Origin of the sequence: Novosphingobium sp. SG919 (assembly GCF_012932495.1) — a bacterium.
GTDB classification, from domain to species: domain Bacteria; phylum Pseudomonadota; class Alphaproteobacteria; order Sphingomonadales; family Sphingomonadaceae; genus Novosphingobium; species Novosphingobium rhizosphaerae.
This window is the reverse complement of the sequence record NZ_JABCNG010000001.1, coordinates 313,738-334,813: the sequence shown is the minus strand read 5'-3', so window position 1 is coordinate 334,813 and position 21,076 is coordinate 313,738. Positions and strand designations below refer to the sequence as shown.

Below are 21,076 nucleotides of genomic sequence, written 5' to 3'. Positions count from 1 at the left end.
AAGGCTCTGTTGCAGAGGCTCAACCCCTCACTTCACCACGTCGCCGCCCTTGATCACGTGGTCGACATGCTCGAGCACGGTGATATCGGCCAGGGGATCGCCGCTCACCGCGATCATGTCGGCATAGTGGCCGGGTGAAAGCGCGCCGACGTCCTTGCTCCAACCCAGGAGGTCTGCCGAAACGGTGGTGGCGGCCTGGATCGCCTGCATCGGCGTCATGCCATAGCGCACCATGTACTTGAACTGGCGGGCGTTGAGGCCGTGGGGGTAAACCCCGGCATCCGTGCCGAACGACAGCTTCACGCCGGCTTTCACCGCCTTGGCAAAGCCGTCGCGCTGGGCCTGGGTGGTATCGTCGTTCTTGCGCAGCATGTCGGCCGGCCAGTGGTGGGCGCGGCCATAGTCGGCGATATAGTCGCCGTCGTAGATATCCATGTCGAGCCACACGCCCTTGGCCTTGGCCATGGCGATGCCTTCATCGTCGATCAGGCTGGCATGCTCGATCGCCTTGACCCCGGCGCGCATGGCCGACTTGATGCCTTCCGCGCCATGGGCATGGGCCGTCACCCACGATCCGCGCGCCTTGGCCACGGTGACGGCGGCGCGCATTTCGTCTTCGCTCAGTTCCTGCTGGCCCGGTTCGGTGCCTTGCGCCAGCACCGCGCCGGTCGCGATCAGCTTGATCGAATCCGCGCCGTGCTGGAACAGCGCGTTGACCTTGCGCGTGGTATCGGCCGCATCGTTCACCACGCCCGCGCGCATGTCGGCCGGCACGTCCACATCAGGGGCAAAGCCGGTCACTTCGCCGCCGCCGCCGGGAATCGTCACATAGGCACCCACCGCGCTGATGCGCGGGCCGATCACGTCACCCCGGAGAATCGCGTTGCGCAGTTCGACATCGGCATAGGCGCGGAAATTGCCGCAGTTGTGCACGCTGGTGAACCCGGCCATCAGCGTGGTGCGGGCATTGCGCGCGCCGACATAGGCGATTTCCATAGCCGAATGGAGCAGCGGCTCGGCCACGTTTTCCGATTGGTCCATGTCGGCCAGGTGCACGTGCATGTCGATCAGGCCGGGCAGCACGGTATAGCCGCTCCAGTCGATCACCTTGGCGCCGGCCGGCAAAACCGGCGCATTTGGCCCATCGGGCGTGATCGCCGCCACGCGGCCATCCTCCACGCGGATCAGGCGCGCGGTGAGCACCTTGCCCGCTTCCGGGTCAACCAGCCGCCCGGCGCGGACATAGACCGTTTCGGCCAGGGCGGGAGAGGCGGTGGCGCAAAGCGCGGCGAGCAGGACGGTGGAGCGCAACATCGCCTGCCACCCTATCGCCTGCATCGCCGCGTGGGGAGTGCATTTCGCCTCAGGTTACCCGGAAAACCTGGATCAGGCGGCCATTGGCCTTGGGGCCGAAATCGGGCGTCTTGATCGAGGGTGGCACCGGGAACGTCAGCGTAGCGACGAACACGGATTCGCGCAGCCAGGCATACTTGGCGCCGGGCACTTCGAACGTGGGCAGCAGGCGATACTTTTCCTCCGTATAGCCCAGGCCCTTGTTGTGGATGATGATCTGCTGGTTGTCGTCGGTTTTCAGGCGATAGAGCGCATCGACCACCACCACGCCATCGGGGCGGATCACCGGGAAATCGCCGCCACCGGGAATGACCGTGCCCTTGATCCCGCGGCCATAGAACACCCCGCCGATCACCGGCCAGACATCGTTGCGATAGCCGTCGGATGCCACCTGGTCCTGCGCGCTGCCCATGTACTCCGGCTCGGAACAGAACGGCACGATGTTCATCACCCATTCCAGGCCGACCTTGTCGAACACCTCCGGCGCGCCGCCGGGCGGCAGCGGCGGGGCCGAGGGTTCGTGGATGGCAGCGCCCGTGGGCATCGGCGGCGGCGCGGGCGGCACGACCGGGGCGGCCAGCGCGCGGGTGGCAGCGGCCGCCAGCGGCAGGCCAACGCCGATGGCGCCAAGGGCATTGCGACGTGAGACGGTCATCACTTCTCTCCTTGCGGCTGGGGCAAGCCCAGCGTGATCGCATTGCCGGCCAGCGGATCGGCGCGGCAGGGCTGGTGCAGCACGGTGCCGCAGGCCGGCGCGCTGGCGGGAATGGCCCCCACCACCGTGCTGGCCGGCGCCTGGCCCAGCATCAGGCGCGAGGGGTGCGCGGCATCGTGCAGCACGGTCAGCCGCGTGGGGACCGATTGCGGGGCAAACAGGTTGCCGCCGAACTGGCTGGGCGTGTCGATCCACAGGCGGATGCGCGAACCCGTGCGGAAGACATGGGCAAACTTCTGGATCTCGATCCGCGCCAGCGCCGGCTCGCCCGGCACCATGGCGGCCATGCTGTCGGGCCGGTCCAGCGGCCAGGGTCGCAGCGGCGTGGACCTGGCCGGATCCTGCGCGCGATCCGACAGGCGCAGCCAGCCACGCTGGACATAGACTTCCTGCCCATCGGGGCGCACTTCGGTCAGCGTCACCTGCACATCGGCATCGGCGCCACTGGCCGCCATCCACAAGCCTGCCGCGCCGGAGCCATAGCCGATGAAATCGGCATCGAGGGCCGGCGTGGTATAGGCCAGCGTGGCCTTTTCCCAACCGGGCTTGAGCCCTTCCCAGCTATCGCGGGTGAATTCGTGCTGCACCGCCGGGCCGCGCAGGGGATAGTCGTAATCGTCCTGCCCCGTGCCGGCGGGCGCATCGGCCACCAGCTTGCCCCCGGCATCGAGCGCGAAGGCGCGCGGGGTGACCTGCAGCGGAAAAACATCGCTCTTGAGCGTCACGCCCGGCGTCAGATTCTCGAAAATGCCCTGGGCCGGGCCGGTCAGCGCCGCTTCGGTCCACACCTGCACGTGCGGCGTCGCCTCGAACCCATTGGCCTTGCCTTTCACGAAGCGGTCGAAGAAGGCGATCAACTGCCGGCGAAAGCGGGTGGAGACATAGACATCGTGCGCGCCATTGGTCTGCAGGAACCACAGCCGCGCGGGATCGAGCGTTTCCTGGTAATAGCCTTCTCGGGCGATCACCGCTTCGTCCTGGAACGCTTCCATCGAGAACACCGGCACCTGGATCTGGTGCGTGCGCGCCGCCATGTTGCGAATCTCGATATAGTCGTCGCGCACCGGGTGGCGGATGAGGATCGAGGGGACGCGGTTCTTTTCGGCGGTCTGCAGGTTCTGGGCAATCTGCGCCAGGCACCGCTGGTCGCCTTCGGCTTGCGCGCTGTGCCGTGCGGCATCCCAGCGCGAATGAAGATAGCCCCACCAGCCATCGACGAAGCCGGGCGCGGGAATGCCGCCGATGAACCAGCTGTCGAGCCGCGCATCGCCCAGCACCATGCCCGGCGCGATGGCCTTCAAATGCGGCGGCTGCTCGGCCGCCGTGGCGATCTGCGACATGCCCGCCCACGACCAGTTGGCCATGCCGACCGCGCCATTGGCCCAGGGCTGGATGGCGATCCATTCGATCGCGTCGCGCCCATCCTGGCCATAGCGCATCGAGAGGAATTCAAACTGCCCTTCCGAGCACGCCGTGCCGCGCGCGTTGATGCCGACCACGGCATAACCGGCCTCGACCAGCGCGCGATCGAGATTGACCGACATCGCCGTGTTGTCGTCCATATAAGCCGCGCCGCCGATCGAGCCGGGATCGTAGCCGCTGTAGTTGACGATCACCGGGAACGGCCCCTTGCCCTTGGGCAGCAGGGCGGAAAAGCGCAATTGCGTGCCATCGCGGGTGGGCAGGTAGCCGGTGATGCGGCGGGCAAAGAACGGCGCCTGGTGCTTGACCGGCGGGGCCAGTTCATCGGGCGCGGTGCCAGTGCCGACCGGCACTTGCGCCTGGGCCAGGGCCAGGCCCGGCGCGGCCAGGGCAAGCATGGCACCGGCAGCAAAAGCAGCGCCGGCCAGGCGCCGGGCAAACGGGGATTTCATGGCAACCTCGTGTTCGCGGTGGGGAAGCGCGCGGTGCAATACGCTGCGATCTCAGTCACGGAATGGAATGCGCCATAGCAATCTGTCAACATGCCGCCCCCTGCCAAAACTACCCGATTTCTACGAATTTTTCTTGTTAATCAGCGACATGGCAGAAACCATAAGCCGCTGGTGCATTTTGTGCACGATGGGTGGCGAACACACACCTTCCATTTGGGAGTTGCATGCCGATTTGGTGGGCTGTGTTTGTGGCGCGGGGCCTCCCACGCAGATCGGCGCGGACGGGTGTTTCGCTGTTGCGACACATGGCCGAAACGGCGCGATGGACCGGCGCTGTGCCCCCTCGCACCGGCGCCATGGTAGACTTATATCCAACTGGCATAGAGACGTCCAAGCGGCTAGCGTAGCTCTCAAGCATCACGCCGGTCGCAACCGCCGCGACAATTATCGAGAGGGTTCCGCACATGGCCGAAGCCATCTATCCCGTTCCCGCCGACTGGGCCCAGACCGCCCTGATCGACGAGGCGCGCTATCTGGAAATGCACCGTCGGTCGGTGGAAGAACCCGATGCCTTCTGGGCGCAGGAAGCGCAGCGGATCGAGTGGATCAAGCCCTTCACCAAAGTGAAGAACACCAGCTTCCACGAGGAAGACTTCGGCATCCGCTGGTTCGAGGACGGCACGCTCAACCTTTCGGCCAATTGCCTCGATCGCCATCTGGCCACGCGCGGCGACGACGTGGCGATCCTGTGGGAGCCCGACAGCCCCAAGGACGCATCGCGCGCGATCACCTATCGCGAACTGCATGGCGATGTCTGCCGCCTGGCCAACCTGCTGAAAGCGCGCGGCGTGCAGCGCGGCGACCGGGTGACGATCTACCTGCCGATGGTGCCCGAAGCGGCCGTGGCCATGCTGGCCTGCGCGCGCATCGGCGCGATCCATTCGATCGTCTTTGCCGGGTTCTCTCCCGATGCCCTGGCGGGGCGGATCGAGGATTGCGACAGCCGCGTGGTCTTGACCGCCGACGAAGGCCTGCGCGGCGGCAAGCGCGTGCCGCTGAAGAAGAACGTGGACGAGGCGCTGACGCATTGCCCGGCGGTGGATACCGTGGTGGTGCTGGCGCGCACCGGCGCCGACGTGCCGATGCAGGAAGGGCGCGATCTGCCCTGGGCTGCCAGCGTGGCAGAGCAGAGCGCGGATTGCCCGCCTGAGGAAATGAACGCGGAAGACCCCCTGTTCATCCTCTACACCTCCGGCTCCACCGGCAAGCCCAAGGGCGTGCTGCACACCACCGGCGGCTATGCCGTGTGGGCATCGATGACGCACCAATACGTGTTCGATTACCGGCCCGGCCAGATCTATTGGTGCGCGGCCGATATCGGTTGGGTCACCGGGCATTCCTATGTCGTCTATGGCCCGCTGGCCAATGGCGCCACCACGGTGATGTTCGAAGGCGTGCCCAACTTCCCCGATCCCAGCCGGTTCTGGCAGGTGGTGGACAAGTTCGGCGTGGAAATCTTTTATGGCGCCCCCACCGCGCTGCGCGCCTTGATGCGCGAGGGCGATGACTGGGTGCACAAGACCAGCCGCCAATCCTTGCGCCTGCTGGGCAGCGTGGGCGAGCCGATCAATCCCGAAGCCTGGGAATGGTATCACAAGGTGGTGGGCGAAGGCCGCTGCCCGATCGTGGACACCTGGTGGCAGACCGAAACCGGCGGCGCGATGATCACCCCCCTGCCCGGCGCCACGGCATTGAAGCCCGGTTCGGCCAGCAAGCCGATGTTCGGGGTAAAGCCCGCGCTGCTGGATAACGATGGCCAGGTGCTGGAAGGGGCAACCGATGGCTGCCTGGTGATCGGTGATAGCTGGCCGGGGCAGATGCGCACTGTCTGGGGCGATCACGAGCGCTTTTTCCAGACCTATTTCACCACGTTCAAGGGCTGGTACTTCACCGGCGACGGCTGCCGCCGCGACGAGGATGGCTATTACTGGATTACCGGCCGCATCGACGACGTGATCAACGTGTCGGGCCACCGCATGGGCACGGCCGAAATCGAAAGCGCGCTGGTGGCCCATGCCAAGGTGGCCGAAGCCGCCGTGGTGGGCATGCCCCACGCGATCAAGGGCCAGGGCATCTATGCCTATGTCACCTGCAACGCCGAAGTGGAGCCGGACGAGGCGCTGCGCCGCGAGCTGGTCGCATGGGTGCGCCACGAGATCGGCCCGATTGCCACGCCCGACGTGATCCAGTTCGCGCCAGGCCTGCCCAAGACGCGCTCGGGCAAGATCATGCGCCGCATCCTGCGCAAGATCGCCGAGAATGACCTGGGCTCGCTGGGCGACACTTCGACCCTCGCCGATCCTTCGGTGGTGGACAACCTGATCGCCAATCGGCCGGTGCTGGCCACGGCCTGAACCGGGCGCTTTACGCCTGATGACGGGCGGGCCTGCGGGTCCGCCCCTGTCGTTTGCACAGGGCCGCAAGCGCGGCGCCGGCATCACGAGTCGTGTGCCCGGCACAACGCGTCGCAGGCGCCGTGGCACCTGCGGTAAAGCGATGGATTTTGGGAGAAATCCGCCGATTTGGCGGCATGACAGGTTCGCCCGGCGCAGGGATTTTTTACGGCGTCCTCTCCCACCGCCGCGCCGGGCTTATCCTGTCTTATGCACTCTCATCATAGCGGCTCAAGCACGACGTGCCAGCCCAAAAGTGCATACCTATTCTTTGACAAGATCTGATGCAGTCCTGCAACACTCATGCCCGGTTCATCGCCTGTCCGCATGGCGAATTGCGGCAGATCATTGCCGGTGGTGGCGGCCACTTGCCGGTCAACGGCAGCTTAATGCCGCAATGCGCATTGGCGCGATGCGCGTTTCTGCGCAGGCCAGCGTCCATCCAGGCTTGGCCGGGCGCGGTGCACAGTGCCTGTCATGCATCGCTCCCCGTCCCTTGCGCGGCCCCCGTGCCGCCGGCGTTTTCGGCCCATGGCGCCATGGACCGCGTGCCTGGCATCGTGCCTGATGGCGGCCGCCCCGCAGCCCGTGCTGGCCGCTGACGAGCCACCGCCACGGCTGATCGGCCTGGGCGCAAGCTATGTGGCCGATGCCCTGGACGTGGCCGATGGCGGGCTGGCCCGGGGCGGCGGCGTGGCGGGGCGGGCCGATGCTTGGGTGGATGTGAACGGCGCAGCATTGGGCGCTTCGCGGCTGACGGCCCATGTCGATTTCATCGCGGTGCACGGGCCGATCTTTTCCGATCGCTGGGTGGGCGATTCGCAAGGCATCAGCAGCGTCCAGGCGCCCACCCGCCAGCACCTTTACGAAGCATGGGTGCGTTGGCAGGTGAGCGACAACGCCGCGCCACTGGCGATCGCGACCAAGGCCGGCCTGATCGACGTAAACACCGAATTCGACGTGCAGAGCGTGGCGGCGCTGTTCGTGCACGCCAGCCATGGCATCGGGCCGGAACTGGCGCAAAGCGGCCCCAACGGCCCCGGCATCTTTCCCATGGCGGCCAGTGGCGCGATGATCACGGCCAGCACGGCGGGCAAGGTCACGCTGCGGATGGGCGCGTTCGATGGCCAGGCCGGCAGCATGGCCAACGACCGCCTGCCCGCCTTTCGCCTGCCCGGCACCACCGGCGCGCTGCTCATCGGCGAAGTGGAAGTGCCGCTGGGCGAAGGCGAAGTGCAGATGGGCCTGTGGCGCTATACCCGCCCTTCCGCGCGCGTGGACGACGAGGCGGCGCGCGCGGCATCGCAGGGCGGCTATGTGCTGGTAGAAGGACCGCTGGCGCCGCATTGGCACGGCTGGGTGCGATTTGGCCTGGCCGATGCGCGCACCAACCCGATCAGCGCCTATCTGGGCACCGGCCTGGTGCGCGAGGCCGGCCCCTGGCAACTGGGCGTGGCGATGGCCCATGCCCGCCTGGGCGCCCGCGCGCGCGCCACCATGCTGGCCGATCGCCAGGCACGAACCCATGAAACATCGATGGAGTTGACGGCGGCGCGGCCCGTCACGCCATGGCTGACGCTGCAACCTGAAATGCAATACGTGATCCATCCCGGCTGGGACCCCGATGTGCAATCCGCGCTGGTCTGGGGCCTGCGCATCAAGCTGGCCTGGTCGCGCTAGAAACGCCGCGATAGAGCACTGGAACGTTTCCGATCCTTTCGTGTAGGAAGCCCGAGACGGACGGGCAAAGGATCGCAAGCGGATGACCCTGATCACGCGGCGCGGCGCGCTGGGCGGCATGGCCGCCACGCTGGCGCTGCCCCAGGCCGCTTTGGCCGCGCGCGACAGCCTGCGCGCATCCACGCGCGCCGACAATTTGCGCGTATCCACGCGCACCGACAATTTGTGCGTATCCACGCGCGGGGGCGTGGTGCGCGGGCACCTGGCCGATGGCGTGCGCGTGTTCACCGGCATTCCCTATGGCACGGCGGCGCGCTTTGCCCCGCCCCGCCCTGCGCGGCCATGGACCGGGGAATGGGATGCCACGCGCCCGGCACGCGCCGCGCCGCAGCCGCCCGGCATGGACCCCTTGCCCGCGATCCAGGCCGAGGACTGCCTGCAACTCAACATCTGGGCGCCCGCTGCGCCGGGCCGTTATCCGGTCATGGTCTTCGTCCACGGCGGCAGCAACGAAACCGGGTGGAGCGGGTGGGAGGTAATCGCGGGCAACCGCTTTGCCGCCCATGGCGTGATTTGCGTAACGCTGAACTATCGCCTGGGGGCGCTGGGCTTTGTCGAACTGGGCCATGTGCTGGGCCGCGCCTATGCCGGCAGCGGCAACAACGGCTTGCGCGACCTGGTGCTGGGGCTGCGCTGGGTGAAGGACAATATCGCCGCGTTCGGGGGCAATCCCCGCGCGGTGACGCTGGCGGGCGAATCCTCGGGCGCGCGCAATGTCTGCGCGCTGCTGGGCCTGCCGGCGGCCGACGGGCTCTATGCCCGCGCGATGGTGTTCAGCGGCGGCGCGCAGACCGTGCACACCCCGGCCGAAGCCGCCGCCTTTGCCAATGGCGTGGTGGCACGGCTGGGCGGGGCAGACCGCTTGCTGGTGGCGCCCTTCCCCGCGTTGATCGAAGCCCAAGTGGCCGCGCGGCGCGGCTGGCCGCGCAACCTGCCGTTCCGCCCCACGGTGGATGGCGCTTTCCTGCCCCAGGTGCCGCTGGCGCGCGTGCTGGCCGGCCAGGCGCCTCGCGTGCCGCTGCTGGCCGGATCGAATGCCAACGAAAGCCGCCTGTTCCTGAGCGAAGCGCAGGCTGGCCGGCCGCTATGGTCGCAAAGCGTGTCGAACGAGACGATGGCGCGCATGGCCGCCCTCAACCGCGCCTATGCCCGCGCCTTTCCCGAATTCACCGATGCGCAGCGCCATTGGCGCCTGCTGACGGCCGAGGAATACGGCATCCCCACGCTGAGGCTGGCCGAGGCGCAGGCCGCGCGTGGCGCGCCGGTGTGGCGCTATCGCCTGGCCTGGCCCGCGCCGGGCGGGCCCTACAAGGGGCATAGCCCCCATGTGCTGGACCTGCCGCTGACGTTCGACCACGTGACGCTGCCATCCATGGCGCAGATGTTCGGCCTTTCTGGGGCAGACCAGCCGATTGCCACGGCCTGGCACGAGGCCATCCTCGCGTTCGTCCGGGGCGGCGCGCCGGCTTCGCCCGGCATGCCGGCCTGGCCGCGCTTCGACAGCGCCACCCGCGCGACCATGGTGTTCGACCGGGTCAGCGTGGTCGAGAACGATCCCGACGGCGCCGAGCGCCTGCTGTGGCTGCAGACGCCCGGTGAGCCGGTCAGCGCGGCAGGGCGGCGCTGAACCCGCCGATGCCGGCAATCGCCAGCACGGCGCGACCGGGCAGCGCCGGCTCGGCAAACGTGAGGCGCAAGTAGCGCGCCTGGACCGGGGCGGCAAAGCCGATGCGCTGGGTGGCAAGGGCATAGGCGATGTTGGAAAACTCGCCCTCGCCCTGGTCCTGCCAGCTTTGCCCGTCGGCGCTGGTTGCCACGCGATAGCCGCGCGGGGGCGTGGCATCGGCCGCCAGATGGCGCGGCGGAGTGAGGCTGAACCCGCCCAGCGTGACCGCGCGGCCCAGATCGAGCGTCAGCGTGGCAGGATGGCCCGGCGTTGGCACGCCCTGCGTCCACAGCGTGGCGACATCGCCATCGAGCAGCGCCTCGGCGCCCGGCGCGCTGGCATCGACCACGCGCCAGCCCAGGGTGCTCAGCACATCGCTGGCGCGCGGGACAGGCGCTGCCACCGGGACCGGCGCCACGCTGTGGAACAGCGCGAATTCGCGGATCGCCGGGCAGGCCGGCGCATCGAGGATCACCAGCCGCACCCGGCGCGGCGCGATCGGCGCGGGCAGGCGCACCACGCGCTGCGCGCCGATGCAGTCCTTTTCGGCCAGGCGCTGCCACTGCCCCGCCACTTCGGCCTCGATGGCAAAGCGCGTGACGCGCACGCCGAGCGGCAGGTATTCGGCCACGCGGACCAGATCGAACCGCGTTCCCGGCGCCAGATCGAGCGTGAGCGTGGGGGTGTGCACGCCATCGGGCGTGGACCAATAGGTTTCGCTGCGGCCATCGAGCACGGCGGCCGGGGCAAAGCGGCCCCCACGCACCGCGCTGGCATGGGCAACCGCGCCCTTGGCCAGATCGCGCGCCAAGGTGGCGCGCATGGCATCGCCGAACGATTGCAGCACCGCAACATCGTGATCGGCAAGGCGCCCGCGCTGATCGGGCGGAAGGTTGAGATTGAGGTTGGTACCGCGCCCGACGGATTCATCGTAGAGCCGCACCAGCCGATCCGGGCTTTTCACCTTGGTGTCTTCATCGGGGTGATAGAACCAGCCGGGCCGGATCGACACGTCGGTTTCGGCCGGCCACCAGATTTCCCCGCCGCGCAACCCGGCATTGCCCACGTCCTGCTCATAAGGCTTGTTCGGCATCGTCGGCCAGCAGGGATCGCCGGCCACGCCATCCTCGTTGCCCACCCAGCGGATATCGGCGCCCAGCGGATCGAACGTGCAGGCATCGGGCTGCATCTGGTGGACCAGCGCGATGATCGAGGGCCAGTTGTAATAGCGCGGGGCGTCGATGTGCCGGGTTTCGCGCGCGCCGCCGTAATAGCCATCGCCGCCATTGGCGCCATCGAACCACACTTCGAACAGCGGGCCATAGCGGGTGCACAGCTCGGTCAATTGCGCGCGATAGTATTCGACATAGGCCGGGCGGCCATATTCGGCATGGTTGCGGTCCCACGGCGACAGGTAGAGGCCATAGGACAGACCGTGGCGGCGGCAGGCCTCGCCCATTTCGGCCACGATATCGCCCTTGCCGCCCTTGTAGGGGCTGTTGCGGATCGAATGCTCGGTCAACTGCGTCTGCCACAGGCAGAACCCGTCGTGGTGCTTGGCGGTGAGGATCACCCCGGTCATGCCCGCAGACTTGGCCGCCAGCACGATCTGGTCTGCGCTGAAATCGGTGGGGTTGAACCATTCGGGCTTTTCATCGCCATAGCCCCATTCCTTGCCAGTGAAGGTGTTCATGGAGAAATGGACGAAGGCATACATGCCGCGCTGATGCCATTTCCACTGGCGCGGCAAAGGCGTGGCCCCCCACGGCGTGGGCGCCGCGGCAGCCGGGCCGGCAGCAAGCGCGGGAGCGGTGGCAAGCGTTGGGGCGACCGCGCCGGCGGCAGCCGAGCGCGACAGGAAGCGACGGCGGGAGAAGTCCATGGGGATTCCTTGGGAAAAGCGCGAAAGACTTACAGGGGATTGGCGAGAACGGCGGGCAGGCGATCGGCCAGGCCCACGATCATTTCGCCAAACAGGCCGTTGGCCCAGGCAAACCAGCTGCGGGTGAACTGCGCGGGATTGTTGCTGTCCACCGCCTCGTGCATGAAGCCGGTGCCCGCGTCGCTATCGCGCAACTGGCGCAGCAGCGGCGCGATGACCGCCGGATCGCTGGACGAAAGCGCGCGCACGATCAGGCTCATCGGCCAGACCTGGCCCAGCCCCACGTGCGGCCCGCCGATCCCCTCGATCGCCGAACCCTTGAAGAAATAGGGATTGGCATCCGACCAGCAGGCCGCTGCGGTGGCCTGCCACAACGGATCGTTGGCGGCCACGCAGCCGGTATAGGCCAAGCCCAGCAGCGAGGGCACGTTGGCATCATCCATGAACACGGCGTTGCCATAGCCATCGACTTCATAGGCCCAGACCTGCCGCCCATCGGGCAGCCGCATGGTGCCCCATTGCGCCAGGGCGGCAGCCACTTCAGCGGCCAGGGCGCGGGCATCGGCGGCAAGGTCTGCCGCGCCATCGACACCCTGGGCCGCGCCTTCGGCGACGAGCGCCATTTCGCGCAGCGTGGTCACGGCAAAGTGATTGGAGGGGATAAGGAACGGATAGATGCAGGCATCGTCCGACGGGCGAAACCCGCTGTGAATCAGCCCCACGGGCCGCGTGGGCGCGCCATAGCCATCGAGGCCCAGCGTTTCGGTGGGGCGGTCGCTGTTGCGGCGAAAGCTGTAGGGGCCGCGCCCGTCCTTGCGCTGCTGTTCGCGAAACGTGCGCACGATCGCGGCTTGGGCGGAAACCCAGATGCTGTCGAACGGGCTGGTATCGCCGCTAGCCTGCCAATAGCGAAAGGCCAAGCGCATGGTCCAGCACAGCGAGTCCACCTCCCACTTGCGCTCGGCGACGCCGGGCTTCATCTGCGTCTGGTCGTTCAGGGCCCAGGGCAGATTGGTCTTGGCCGTGGCATCGCGCATGAACGCGTTGGCATAAGGATCGAGCAGGATCGAGCGGGCCTGCCGCGCGATGGCGCCGCGAAACAGCGTGGCAAGGTGCGCATCCTTGCGCACCAGATGCACGTAAGACAGCAATTGCGCGCTGCTGTCGCGCAGCCACATGCAGGGGATATCGCCGGTGATGACGAAGGCATCGACGCGGCCATCGACCAGGCCCAGTTCCACCGTGGTATCAAGCGTGTTGGGATAGCAGGCGGCAAACATCGCACGCAGCTTGGGATCGGCGATCATCGCGGAAACGCGGGCGATCTCCGCCTCCACCGCCGGGCTGGCAAAGCGGCGTTGCAACTTGGGCGGGCGGGCCGCAGGGCCCGGGGCCGGGTTTGCCGGCGCCTGCGCCGCCGGGGTGGGCGGAGCGGCCACGGACGGAATGGCCTGGGCCGCCACGGCCGCGCGCGCCGGTTCGCCCGCGACCAGGCCAGCCGTGGCCAGCGCCGCCGCACCCTTGACCAGCGAGCGCCGATCGAGCGCTGCGGGGGTGAGAGGGGCTTTGGTCACGTCTTGGCTCACCTTGGCCGTCACTTGGGCATCTCCTGCGCTTGGCCGGACAGGGTAAAGCTCACCCAGGTGCCCGGCCCGTCTTCGGGCTGGCCGTCGCCGATCCACGCCTTGTACGTGCCGGGAAGAACCCGGCGCGTGCCGCGGCGGTCCACCACCGCCAGGTTGCGCGGATCGAGCGTCAGCGTCACCGTCTGCATTGTGCCAGGGGCCAGGTTAACGCGGGCGAAACCGGCCAATTGGTGTTGCAGCACAGGTTCGGTAAAAACCGCTTCGTGCGCCACAGCCGGCGGCACGACATAGGCCTGGACCACGTCTGCCCCCGCCAGCGCGCCCACGTTTTGCAGGCGCACCGAGAGCGTGACCGGCGCGGTGGTATCGCCGGCCTTCACCGCCGGCGCGGAATAGGCAAAGCGGGTGTAGGACAGGCCATGGCCAAAGCCCCACAGGGGCTTGCCGGAGAAAAAGCGATAGGTCCGCTCTTTCATGCCATAGTCCACGAAGGCCGGCAGATCGGTGGTGCGGCGATAGAACGTGACCGGCAGGCGCCCCGAAGGATTGCTGGCGCCAGCCAGGGTATCGGCCAGCGCGGTGCCGCCCGCCTGCCCCGGATACCACGCCACCACCACGGCATCGGCCAGCGCCGGGTCCATCGCCACGGCGCTGCCCGTGGCCAGCACGGCCACCACCGGCTTGCCCGTGGCGCGCAAGCGGGCCAGCAAGTCTGCCTGGGGGCGCGGCAGTTCGATTTCCGAGCGGTCCCCGCCAACGAAGCCGGGCACCTGCACTTGCAAGGCTTCCCCTTCGAGATCGGGCGACAGGCCCAGCACCGCCACGATCACGTCGGCGTCCCTGGCCACGGCCAGGGCCTTGGCCTCTTCCGCGCCGGCAGGCGGCAGCCACAGCAGGCGCAGGCCTTCGTCGTCGCCATAGTGATCCAGCTCCAGCCGGATCGGCTGCGGCGTGCCATCGCTGTCGAGCGCGAATTCGACGCGGGCATTGCCCAGCGGGCCGGCATGAAGCGGCTTGCCGCCCAGCCACAGCGCCACGTCATCGTGGCGGTGGCAATCCTTCCAGCATTGCGGCGCGTCGATCGCCAGGCGCCAGGCGCCGGGGCCGGGTGGCACCAGCGTGCCCGTCCACCGTGCGGAAAAGCGCTGGGGATCAAGACCCTGGGGTGCAGCGCGGGTGAAATTGAAATCGATCCGGCGATCCTGCCGCGCCAAGACCAGCTTGCCGCCCGCATCACGGTATTCGCCGGCCAGCCCCGGCTTGCCCTCGGCGGAAAGCGCGGTTTCGGGCAGGACCACCGGCGCGCCTTCGGCCAGGACGGAGCCTTGCGCATAGACCACGTGATCGGCGCCAAAGCGGGCGCGCAGGCCATCGAGCGGCGTGACGGGCGCGGCGGCGGTGCCGTGGTAATTGCCTTCCAGCACAGCCAGGTCATCGGCATTGGCGCCGATCACCGCCAATTTCACGCCCGGCTTCAAGGGCAGCACCCCGCCCTCGTTCTGTACCAGGACCATCGCCTTGCGCGCGGCTTCCAGCGCCAGGGCGCGATGGTCGGGCGTGTCGACCTGCGCAGGCTTGATCCGCGCCCAGGGGTTGGGCTGGCCAAAGGCGATGCCGAGCCTGGCGCGCGCAGAGAGCGAGCGCACCAGCGCGCGGTCCACTTCGCCCTCGCTCACCAACCCGCGCCGCACGGCATCGGGCAGCGCGCCATAGGCGCTGCCGCAGTTGAAATCGGTGCCGCCCCTGATCGCCGCTGCCGAGGCTTCTGCCGCGTCGAAGGCATGATGGTGGAACTGCCAGATATTGCCGATGGCATCGCAATCCGACACCACGAACCCGGTAAAACCCCAGTCCTTGCGCACCCGCTGGTTGAGCAGGGCATCGTTGGCGCAGGCGGGCGTTCCCGCAATGGAATTGTAGGCGCACATCAAGGACAGGGCGTGGCCCTGCGTCACCGCCATGCGGAAGGCGGGCAGATAGGTCCATTCCAGGTCTTGCGGGCTGGGATCGACATCGAAGCTGTCACGCCCGGCTTCCGGCCCGGAATGGACGGCCAGGTGCTTGGCCGTGGCAATCACGCGGGGATGGGCGAGGTCCGGCCCCTGCAAGCCCTTGATGAAGCCCACCGCCAGGGTGCCCGTCAGCAGCGGGTCTTCGCCATAGGTTTCCTGCCCCCGGCCCCAGCGCGGATCGCGGAAGATGTTGATGTTGGGCGACCAGATCGTCAGGCCCTGGTAGATGCGGCGGTCGGCAGCGACGGGATGGGCGTTGAACCGCGCGCGCGCCTCGGTGGAAATCACCGTGCCCACCCGCTCCATCAGCGCCGGGTCCCAGGTGGCGGCAAGGCCGATGGCCTGGGGGAACACCGTGGCCACGCCATTGCGCGCCAGGCCGTGCAGCCCTTCGTTCCACCAGTCATAGGCCGGCAAGCCCAGGCCCGGATCGGCGGGCGCCGTGTTTTGCAACTGGGCGGCCTTGCGCTCCAGGCTCACGCCCTTGAGCGCGGCGGCGACTTTTTCCTCCACCGGATCGGCGTGCGCCGCCGTCGAAAGGGCAAGGCAAAGCGCGGTGGACACAAGCAACGAACGCATCAGTGGCTCCCGGCCAGGGTGCGCAGCACCAGGGCGCGGCGCAGGGCGGCATCGGGTGCCGCGCTGGTGATGGACAGAGTGCGGCTTTCGCCGGGCAGTAGATCGAACCCGTTGTCGTCGGCCGCCGCGTCGAGCGTGCCGAAATCGAGCATGACCGCGCGCGCCAGGTTGCGCGCGGTCAGCGTGACCTGGCGCCCGTGCCAGGCCACGGACAGGCCCGGATCGGGGTAGGCCATGGTCTTGGGCAAGGCGCGTTCCACGATCTGGCGGCTGACCACGCTGCCGCCGATGGACAGTTCGGCCACGACATAGGACGTCGTCGGCGCCGCCGCGCCGAAGACTTTCGCGTCCACAACCTGGGTTGCCTCGGTCACGCCATTGGCCGCCAGGGTCACGTCGCCTTCCGCGCTGCCCAACACAGCGCCGTCCATGCCGCGACCGGTCAGCCGCCAATGGGCGGCCAGCGGCGCCTGCGCGTCGGACACCAAGACCACACGCGTCGTGCCGCCCTTATGCTCGGCCACCACGGCCTGGGGCGCGAAGAACCGCCGCGCGGCATAGTGCAGCAGCTTCCACCGCCCGGCATGGTCGATGCTCGACCACGAGATCGCCGGCCAGACATCGTTGAGCTGCCAATAGAGCGAACCCATCGTCACCGGCGCGCAGGCGCGATGGTGGCGCGCGGCCATGTCGATCGCCTGCATCTGGTTGACCTGGGTGAGATAGACAAAGTCTGCCAGCCGCGCCGGGCCGCTGCCCTGCGCCGGGCGCAACCGCGCATCGAGATAGAAAGCCAAGCGACTGTTGCCTTCGCCGGCCAGGAATTTCTGGTGCGCCTTCATCACCGGGCTTTGTGGGTCGGAGACTTTCGGCCCGGCAAATTCGGCAATCGTCGCCATGCCTGGCATGGCCTGGAACCCATATTCCGACATGAAGCGCGGGCAGGTGTCCAGGTAGTTTTCCACCGGCTTGGAGCCGGACCATACATCCCAGAAATGGCGATCGCCCGCCGCATCGGTATCGACCGGGCCTTCATAGTCGGTCGATGGCGAACCCGGCCAATAGGGCGTCTGTGGGCTATGCGCCGCAACGGCATCGCGCAGCACGCGGTCGAACAGCACGGTCATGCTCGTGGCGATGCGCTCCTGCTCGTCAGGGCCCACGGCTCTCTTGAAGTCCTTGCGGTCCGACCAGTTGGCCCAGCCCGAGAGCACTTCGTTGCCGCCGGTCCACACCACAATGGAGGGATGGCTGGAAAGGCGCGCCACCTGCTCGTCCGCCTCGGCCGCCACGCTGGCGCGATAGGCCGCGTCTGGCGGAGGCACGGCGCCGCCGAACATGAAATCCTGCCAGATCATCAGGCCCAGGCGATCGGCGCTGTCGTAGAACGCATCGTCCAGGTACGTGCCGCCGCCCCAGACGCGGATCATGTTCATGTTGGCCGCCCTGGCATCGGCCAGCATGCGGTCCATCGTGGCGGCGGTCACGCGCGAGGGGAAGCTGTCGAACGGGATCAGGTTGGCGCCCTTGGCAAAGACCGGCACGCCGTTGACCTTGAAGCCGAAGGCGCCGTTGCCCCGCATCAGTTCGACGGTGCGCAGGCCCAGGGTGCGGCTGGCCGCCTGCCCGGCCCCGGCGCCATCGACTATCCGCGCGGCCACCTTGTAGAGCGGCTGCGCGCCCAGGCCCACCGGCCACCAGCGTTGCGGCGCGGGAATCGTGATCGGCACCGTCACCACATTGTGGCCCGGATCGACCGGGACCTGGCGCTTGACCGGCGGCAACGCGGTGCCATCGGGCGCAGTGACGGCCAGTTCCACGGTCAGCGGCGCGGGGCTATCGGCCTCCACCGCCAGCCGCGCGGTCAGCCGCGCTTCCCGGTCTCCCAGGGCATCCTGTTGCATATCGAGCGTGGCCAGCCGCGCGCCGTCCCAGCCTTCCAGCCGCACGCCGTGCCACAGGCCGATATTGACGATACGCGGCCCCCAATCCCAGCCGTACTGATACTTCGGCTTGCGGATATAGGGCGAGGTCTGCACGCCCTTGGGCTCGTCACCAAAGGCGGAATCGTATTCGCCGGGGAGCGGATGAGCTTCCTTCAGCACCATCGGCTGCAAGGCGCGGATGGGCGAGGCAAAGCGCAACACGATCTCGTTCGCCCCGGCGTGGAGCAGGCCGCGCACCGGCACGCGCCAGCTGCGATGGGCGTTGTCGGCCTTGAGCACGTCCTGCCCGTTGACGCTGACCGTGGCGAAGGTGTCGATCCCGTCGAACACCAGGTCGAGATGGCCGTGCGCCAGCATCGCCGCAGTCACGTTGAGCGTGCGGCGCATCTCCCAGCCGGAAAGGCCGGCCCACTGGATCGCGGCTTCGTTGGTGCCTAGGAAGGGATCGGGCACGCGGTGCTGTTCCACAAGCGCCTGCTGGACGGTGCCGGGCACCGGCACGGCAAACCATTGCGCCTCGCGCGGGTGGGTCTTGGCCGCCGCATCCTCTGGCGCAATGCGCGCCTGCCAGCCGGCATCGAGCGACAACGCCTCGGGCGCGGCCAGCGCCGGCGTGGAGACGGTGGCCAGCGCCAAAGCCGCGAAGAGCGAAAGCCGGCTCATTGCGCCCACTTCACCTGCTCCACGGTGTAGAACGGGCCGGCGGTCGATGCGGTGAACTGGAAGCAGACGTCGCTTTCATCGGCCAGTCCCAGTTGCGGCAGCGTGGCGCTGAGCGAAAACTGCTGCGGAGTCTTGGCCGGATCGCGCAGCGGCCAGGTGGCCAGGACCTTGGCACCGGGCATGGGATCATGCTCCTTGGCGCGATCGTCGGCCGCCTTTTCCGCCGCGCGGCACCCGGCCGAAACCACCAGTTCGCCAAAGGGGCTGGTGGCATAGCGCGCGATCACCGCGTGCTGGTCATGCGCCAGGCCATAATTGCGCGGCAGCCGCGCCACTTGCACCGTGATCGCCTTGGCATGGGCCAGTGGGGCGTGATCATCGGCCATGCAGGCATCGAAGATGTTGACGTTGTAGGCTGGGCCATTGGCCGTGGCATCGGCATTCAACGGCACGCGCAGGCCCAGCGCGCCGCGCGGGCAGGCCGAAAGCGCGCTGTTGGCAGTGGTCAGCAGCGCGTCGCGCGTCACGTCGAACCGGCGCGGGGTGGAAAGAGCCACGCCATCGGGCGCGAAATCGGCGGCGGTTATCACCGTACCCGGCGCCACTTGCAGCGGCGCGGCATAGGCGCGCGAACGCGCGGTGGGCGCCTTGCCATCGAGCGTATAGCGGATCGTGCCATAGGGCGCCTGCGTGGCCAGCGCCACGGTCAGCCGCGTGGCATCGAGCGCAGCCCCGCGCGGCTGCGCAATCTTGAAATCCACCGCCAGCGCGCTGTCGGCCACTTCCAGGCCGCCGGCCCGCCAGCGCCGCATCTGCGGATCGAGCCGGGCGAGGAAATCCTTGTAATCCTTGGGCCGCGCCGGATCGCTCCACACGCTTTCGGCCAAGGCGCCGATGCGCGGGAAGATCTTGTGCTGCACTTGCCAGGGGGTGACAAGATATTCGGCCCAGGCATTGGCCTGCGCGCCCAGCACGTGGCCTGCCTTGTCCGCGCCGATGCCTTTGGGCATCGGGTCATAGCGATAGACCGCTTCCAGCGTCTGGATCGCGATGCGCCCCGGCGGCGCGTCGCCCCGATCGGACTGAAGATTGTCGAGATAGAGATTGGGCGCCGGGCTCAAGACCACATCGTGCCCGGCGTTGGCCGCATCGACCGCGCCGGCTTCGCCCCGCCAGCTCATCACCGAGGCCGAGGGCGGCAGCCCGCCTTCGAGGATTTCGTCCCAGCCGATCAGGCGGCGGCCATGCTGCGCGAGATAGGCGCCAAGCTGATCGATCATCCAGCTTTGCAGGCCGTTTTCGGTCTTGATGCCCAGCGCGCGCATCTGTGCCTGCACTTGGGCCGCACGCTCCCACTGGTCCTTCACCGCCTCGTCCCCACCCAGGTGGATATAGGTCGACGGGAATACGGCCATCAATTCATCGAGCACGTCTTTGACGAAAGCCATGCCTTGCGGGCCTGGGTTGAACAGGTACGGGTTCACGCCCCAGTCACCCGAAACCGGCGGAGTGCCGCCCAGCACACCCAGATCGGGATAGGCCGCCACCAACGCCTGGGCATGGCCGGGCAGGTCGATTTCCGGCACGATCGTAATCCCGCGCGCAGCGGCATAGGCGACCAGCGCGCGCAATTCATCCTGGGTGTAGAACCCGCCGCTGCGCGGGCCGGGCCCCTGGCCGGTCTCGGGCTCGGTGCGCCAGGCCCCCACTTGCGTCAGGCGCGGATACTTCTTCACCTCGAACCGCCAGCCCTGGTCATCGGTCAGGTGCAGGTGCAGCACGTTGAGCTTCACTGCCACCATCCCGTCGATCACCGCGCGGATCGAAGCGAGCGGCTGGAAATGGCGCGCCGTGTCGATCATCAGCCCACGCCAGGCAAAGCGCGGCGCATCGCTGAGCGTGACGGCAGGAATGCGCACCATACCCTTGCCCGGTGCGCCGGCCAATTGCTCCAAGCTCATCGCGCCATAGAGCAGGCCGTGATCGCCCGCGGCAGTGATCACCGCGCCGCCCGGCGTCACGGTCAGGGCATAGGCTTCATCGCCACCCTTGCCGGCGGCGGCCCGCGCGAAACGCACGGTGCCGGTATCGCCTTCCACCACCCGCAACGACAGGCCGTGCTGGGCCGCCAGCCGCGCCGCAAGCAGCGTGGCGACGGCCTTGGCCCCGGCATCGCCCACCGGCACGGCCAAGGTGGCGCCGTCGGTGATCAGCAGCGCGCCCTTGCCCGGCGCCACCTGGGCGGGCCAGGGCACCAGCGGCAGGACGGGCGCGGCGGCGGCGGATGAGGCGGCCGCCACCAGGCCGGCCGCGACAACCACGGCGGCGCGCCGCTGCCAACCGTGCCTGCGAGCCTTGCCGTCCAAGCGTGCCACCATGTCTTTGTCCCTTGCCTTCGCCCGCATGTTCATCTCGGCCGAGAGGTAACCAAAATATATCCAATACGACAACAGGTATTGTGCAGCGCATGGCAAAAAATCCGCCCGGCAAAGCACACAAAGCACACATCGCCTGATCCAGCGCATTCGCCCCATGTCGGGCGTTGCCGGAAATACATTACCAATGTAAATCCTGTTCCACCCTTGCCGCCAAACCCGGGACTCCGCC

General features: G+C 68.1%; 12 protein-coding genes. 3 read left to right on the top strand and 9 right to left on the bottom strand.

Annotated elements, in window-relative coordinates; translation table 11 throughout:
- Positions 1-27 precede the first annotated feature (27 nt).
- Genes FHT19_RS01490 through FHT19_RS01480 form a run of 3 tightly spaced genes read right to left on the bottom strand, consistent with a single transcriptional unit; the run spans position 28 to position 3,942 of the window.
- Positions 28-1,314, bottom strand: coding sequence for an amidohydrolase family protein (locus FHT19_RS01490; protein ID WP_169473543.1), 1,287 nt, complete (start codon positions 1,312-1,314; stop codon positions 28-30).
- Between the two features lie 49 nt (positions 1,315-1,363).
- Positions 1,364-2,008, bottom strand: a complete 645-nt coding sequence (locus FHT19_RS01485) for a DUF3237 domain-containing protein (RefSeq protein WP_169473541.1) — start codon at positions 2,006-2,008, stop codon at positions 1,364-1,366.
- Positions 2,008-3,942, bottom strand: a complete 1,935-nt coding sequence (locus FHT19_RS01480; RefSeq protein WP_169473539.1) for a CocE/NonD family hydrolase — start codon at positions 3,940-3,942, stop codon at positions 2,008-2,010. Before FHT19_RS01480 ends, FHT19_RS01485 begins: the two co-directional genes overlap by 1 nt.
- 464 nt (positions 3,943-4,406) lie before the next feature.
- Here FHT19_RS01480 and acs point away from each other — a divergent pair, with 464 nt between their 5' ends.
- Positions 4,407-6,356 carry an acetate--CoA ligase gene (acs, locus tag FHT19_RS01475; protein ID WP_169473537.1) on the top strand — a complete coding sequence of 650 codons (1,950 nt, stop codon included), beginning with the start codon at positions 4,407-4,409 and terminating at the stop codon, positions 6,354-6,356.
- 260 nt (positions 6,357-6,616) lie between these two features.
- Here the strand turns inward: acs and FHT19_RS01470 are convergent, their stop codons facing one another.
- Positions 6,617-6,763, bottom strand: a complete 147-nt coding sequence (locus tag FHT19_RS01470) for a hypothetical protein (protein WP_169473535.1) — start codon at positions 6,761-6,763, stop codon at positions 6,617-6,619.
- Positions 6,764-6,926: 163 nt separating this feature from the next.
- Between FHT19_RS01470 and FHT19_RS01465 the strand changes: the two genes are divergently transcribed.
- Entirely contained in the window at positions 6,927-8,075 is a 1,149-nt protein-coding gene (locus FHT19_RS01465; RefSeq protein ID WP_169473533.1) for a carbohydrate porin, read from the top strand.
- Positions 8,076-8,157: 82 nt separating this feature from the next.
- The gene (locus FHT19_RS01460; protein WP_169473531.1) at positions 8,158-9,762 is read left to right on the top strand and encodes a carboxylesterase family protein; all 1,605 of its coding nucleotides are present in this window, start codon (positions 8,158-8,160) and stop codon (positions 9,760-9,762) included.
- On the opposite strand, the gene FHT19_RS01455 is transcribed toward FHT19_RS01460, so the two are convergent.
- From FHT19_RS01455 to FHT19_RS01435, 5 genes are read right to left on the bottom strand one after another with little or no spacing between them, the layout of a single operon-like run.
- Positions 9,740-11,683: an alpha-L-fucosidase gene (locus FHT19_RS01455; RefSeq protein ID WP_169473529.1), complete on the bottom strand. Its 1,944-nt coding sequence runs from the start codon at positions 11,681-11,683 to the stop codon at positions 9,740-9,742. The genes FHT19_RS01460 and FHT19_RS01455 overlap by 23 nt on opposite strands.
- Before the next feature lie 29 nt (positions 11,684-11,712).
- Positions 11,713-13,257 (bottom strand): glycoside hydrolase family 125 protein, encoded by a 1,545-nt coding sequence (locus FHT19_RS01450; RefSeq protein WP_248290223.1) that lies wholly within the window; start codon positions 13,255-13,257, stop codon positions 11,713-11,715.
- A gap of 20 nt (positions 13,258-13,277) precedes the next feature.
- Positions 13,278-15,860 (bottom strand): glycoside hydrolase family 3 C-terminal domain-containing protein, encoded by a 2,583-nt coding sequence (locus FHT19_RS01445; protein WP_169473527.1) that lies wholly within the window; start codon positions 15,858-15,860, stop codon positions 13,278-13,280.
- Entirely contained in the window at positions 15,860-18,469 is a 2,610-nt protein-coding gene (locus FHT19_RS01440) for a glycoside hydrolase family 2 protein (protein WP_169473524.1), read from the bottom strand. Before FHT19_RS01440 ends, FHT19_RS01445 begins: the two co-directional genes overlap by 1 nt.
- Entirely contained in the window at positions 18,466-20,847 is a 2,382-nt protein-coding gene (locus FHT19_RS01435) for a family 20 glycosylhydrolase (protein ID WP_169473522.1), read from the bottom strand. The genes FHT19_RS01440 and FHT19_RS01435 overlap by 4 nt, the downstream gene beginning before the upstream one ends.
- Between the last annotated feature and the right edge of the window lie 229 nt (positions 20,848-21,076).

What these genes read in the sequence shown, in the direction of transcription:
- FHT19_RS01490 (WP_169473543.1), bottom strand. Translation starts at nt 1,314, where the DNA reads ATGTTGCGCTCCACCGTCCTGCTCGCCGCGCTTTGCGCCACCGCCTCT.
- FHT19_RS01485 (WP_169473541.1), bottom strand. Translation starts at nt 2,008, where the DNA reads ATGACCGTCTCACGTCGCAATGCCCTTGGCGCCATCGGCGTTGGCCTG.
- FHT19_RS01480 (WP_169473539.1), bottom strand. Translation starts at nt 3,942, where the DNA reads ATGAAATCCCCGTTTGCCCGGCGCCTGGCCGGCGCTGCTTTTGCTGCC.
- acs (WP_169473537.1), top strand. Translation starts at nt 4,407, where the DNA reads ATGGCCGAAGCCATCTATCCCGTTCCCGCCGACTGGGCCCAGACCGCC.
- FHT19_RS01465 (WP_169473533.1), top strand. Translation starts at nt 6,927, where the DNA reads ATGGCGCCATGGACCGCGTGCCTGGCATCGTGCCTGATGGCGGCCGCC.
- FHT19_RS01460 (WP_169473531.1), top strand. Translation starts at nt 8,158, where the DNA reads ATGACCCTGATCACGCGGCGCGGCGCGCTGGGCGGCATGGCCGCCACG.
- FHT19_RS01455 (WP_169473529.1), bottom strand. Translation starts at nt 11,683, where the DNA reads ATGGACTTCTCCCGCCGTCGCTTCCTGTCGCGCTCGGCTGCCGCCGGC.
- FHT19_RS01445 (WP_169473527.1), bottom strand. Translation starts at nt 15,860, where the DNA reads ATGCGTTCGTTGCTTGTGTCCACCGCGCTTTGCCTTGCCCTTTCGACG.
- FHT19_RS01440 (WP_169473524.1), bottom strand. Translation starts at nt 18,469, where the DNA reads ATGAGCCGGCTTTCGCTCTTCGCGGCTTTGGCGCTGGCCACCGTCTCC.
- FHT19_RS01435 (WP_169473522.1), bottom strand. Translation starts at nt 20,847, where the DNA reads ATGGTGGCACGCTTGGACGGCAAGGCTCGCAGGCACGGTTGGCAGCGG.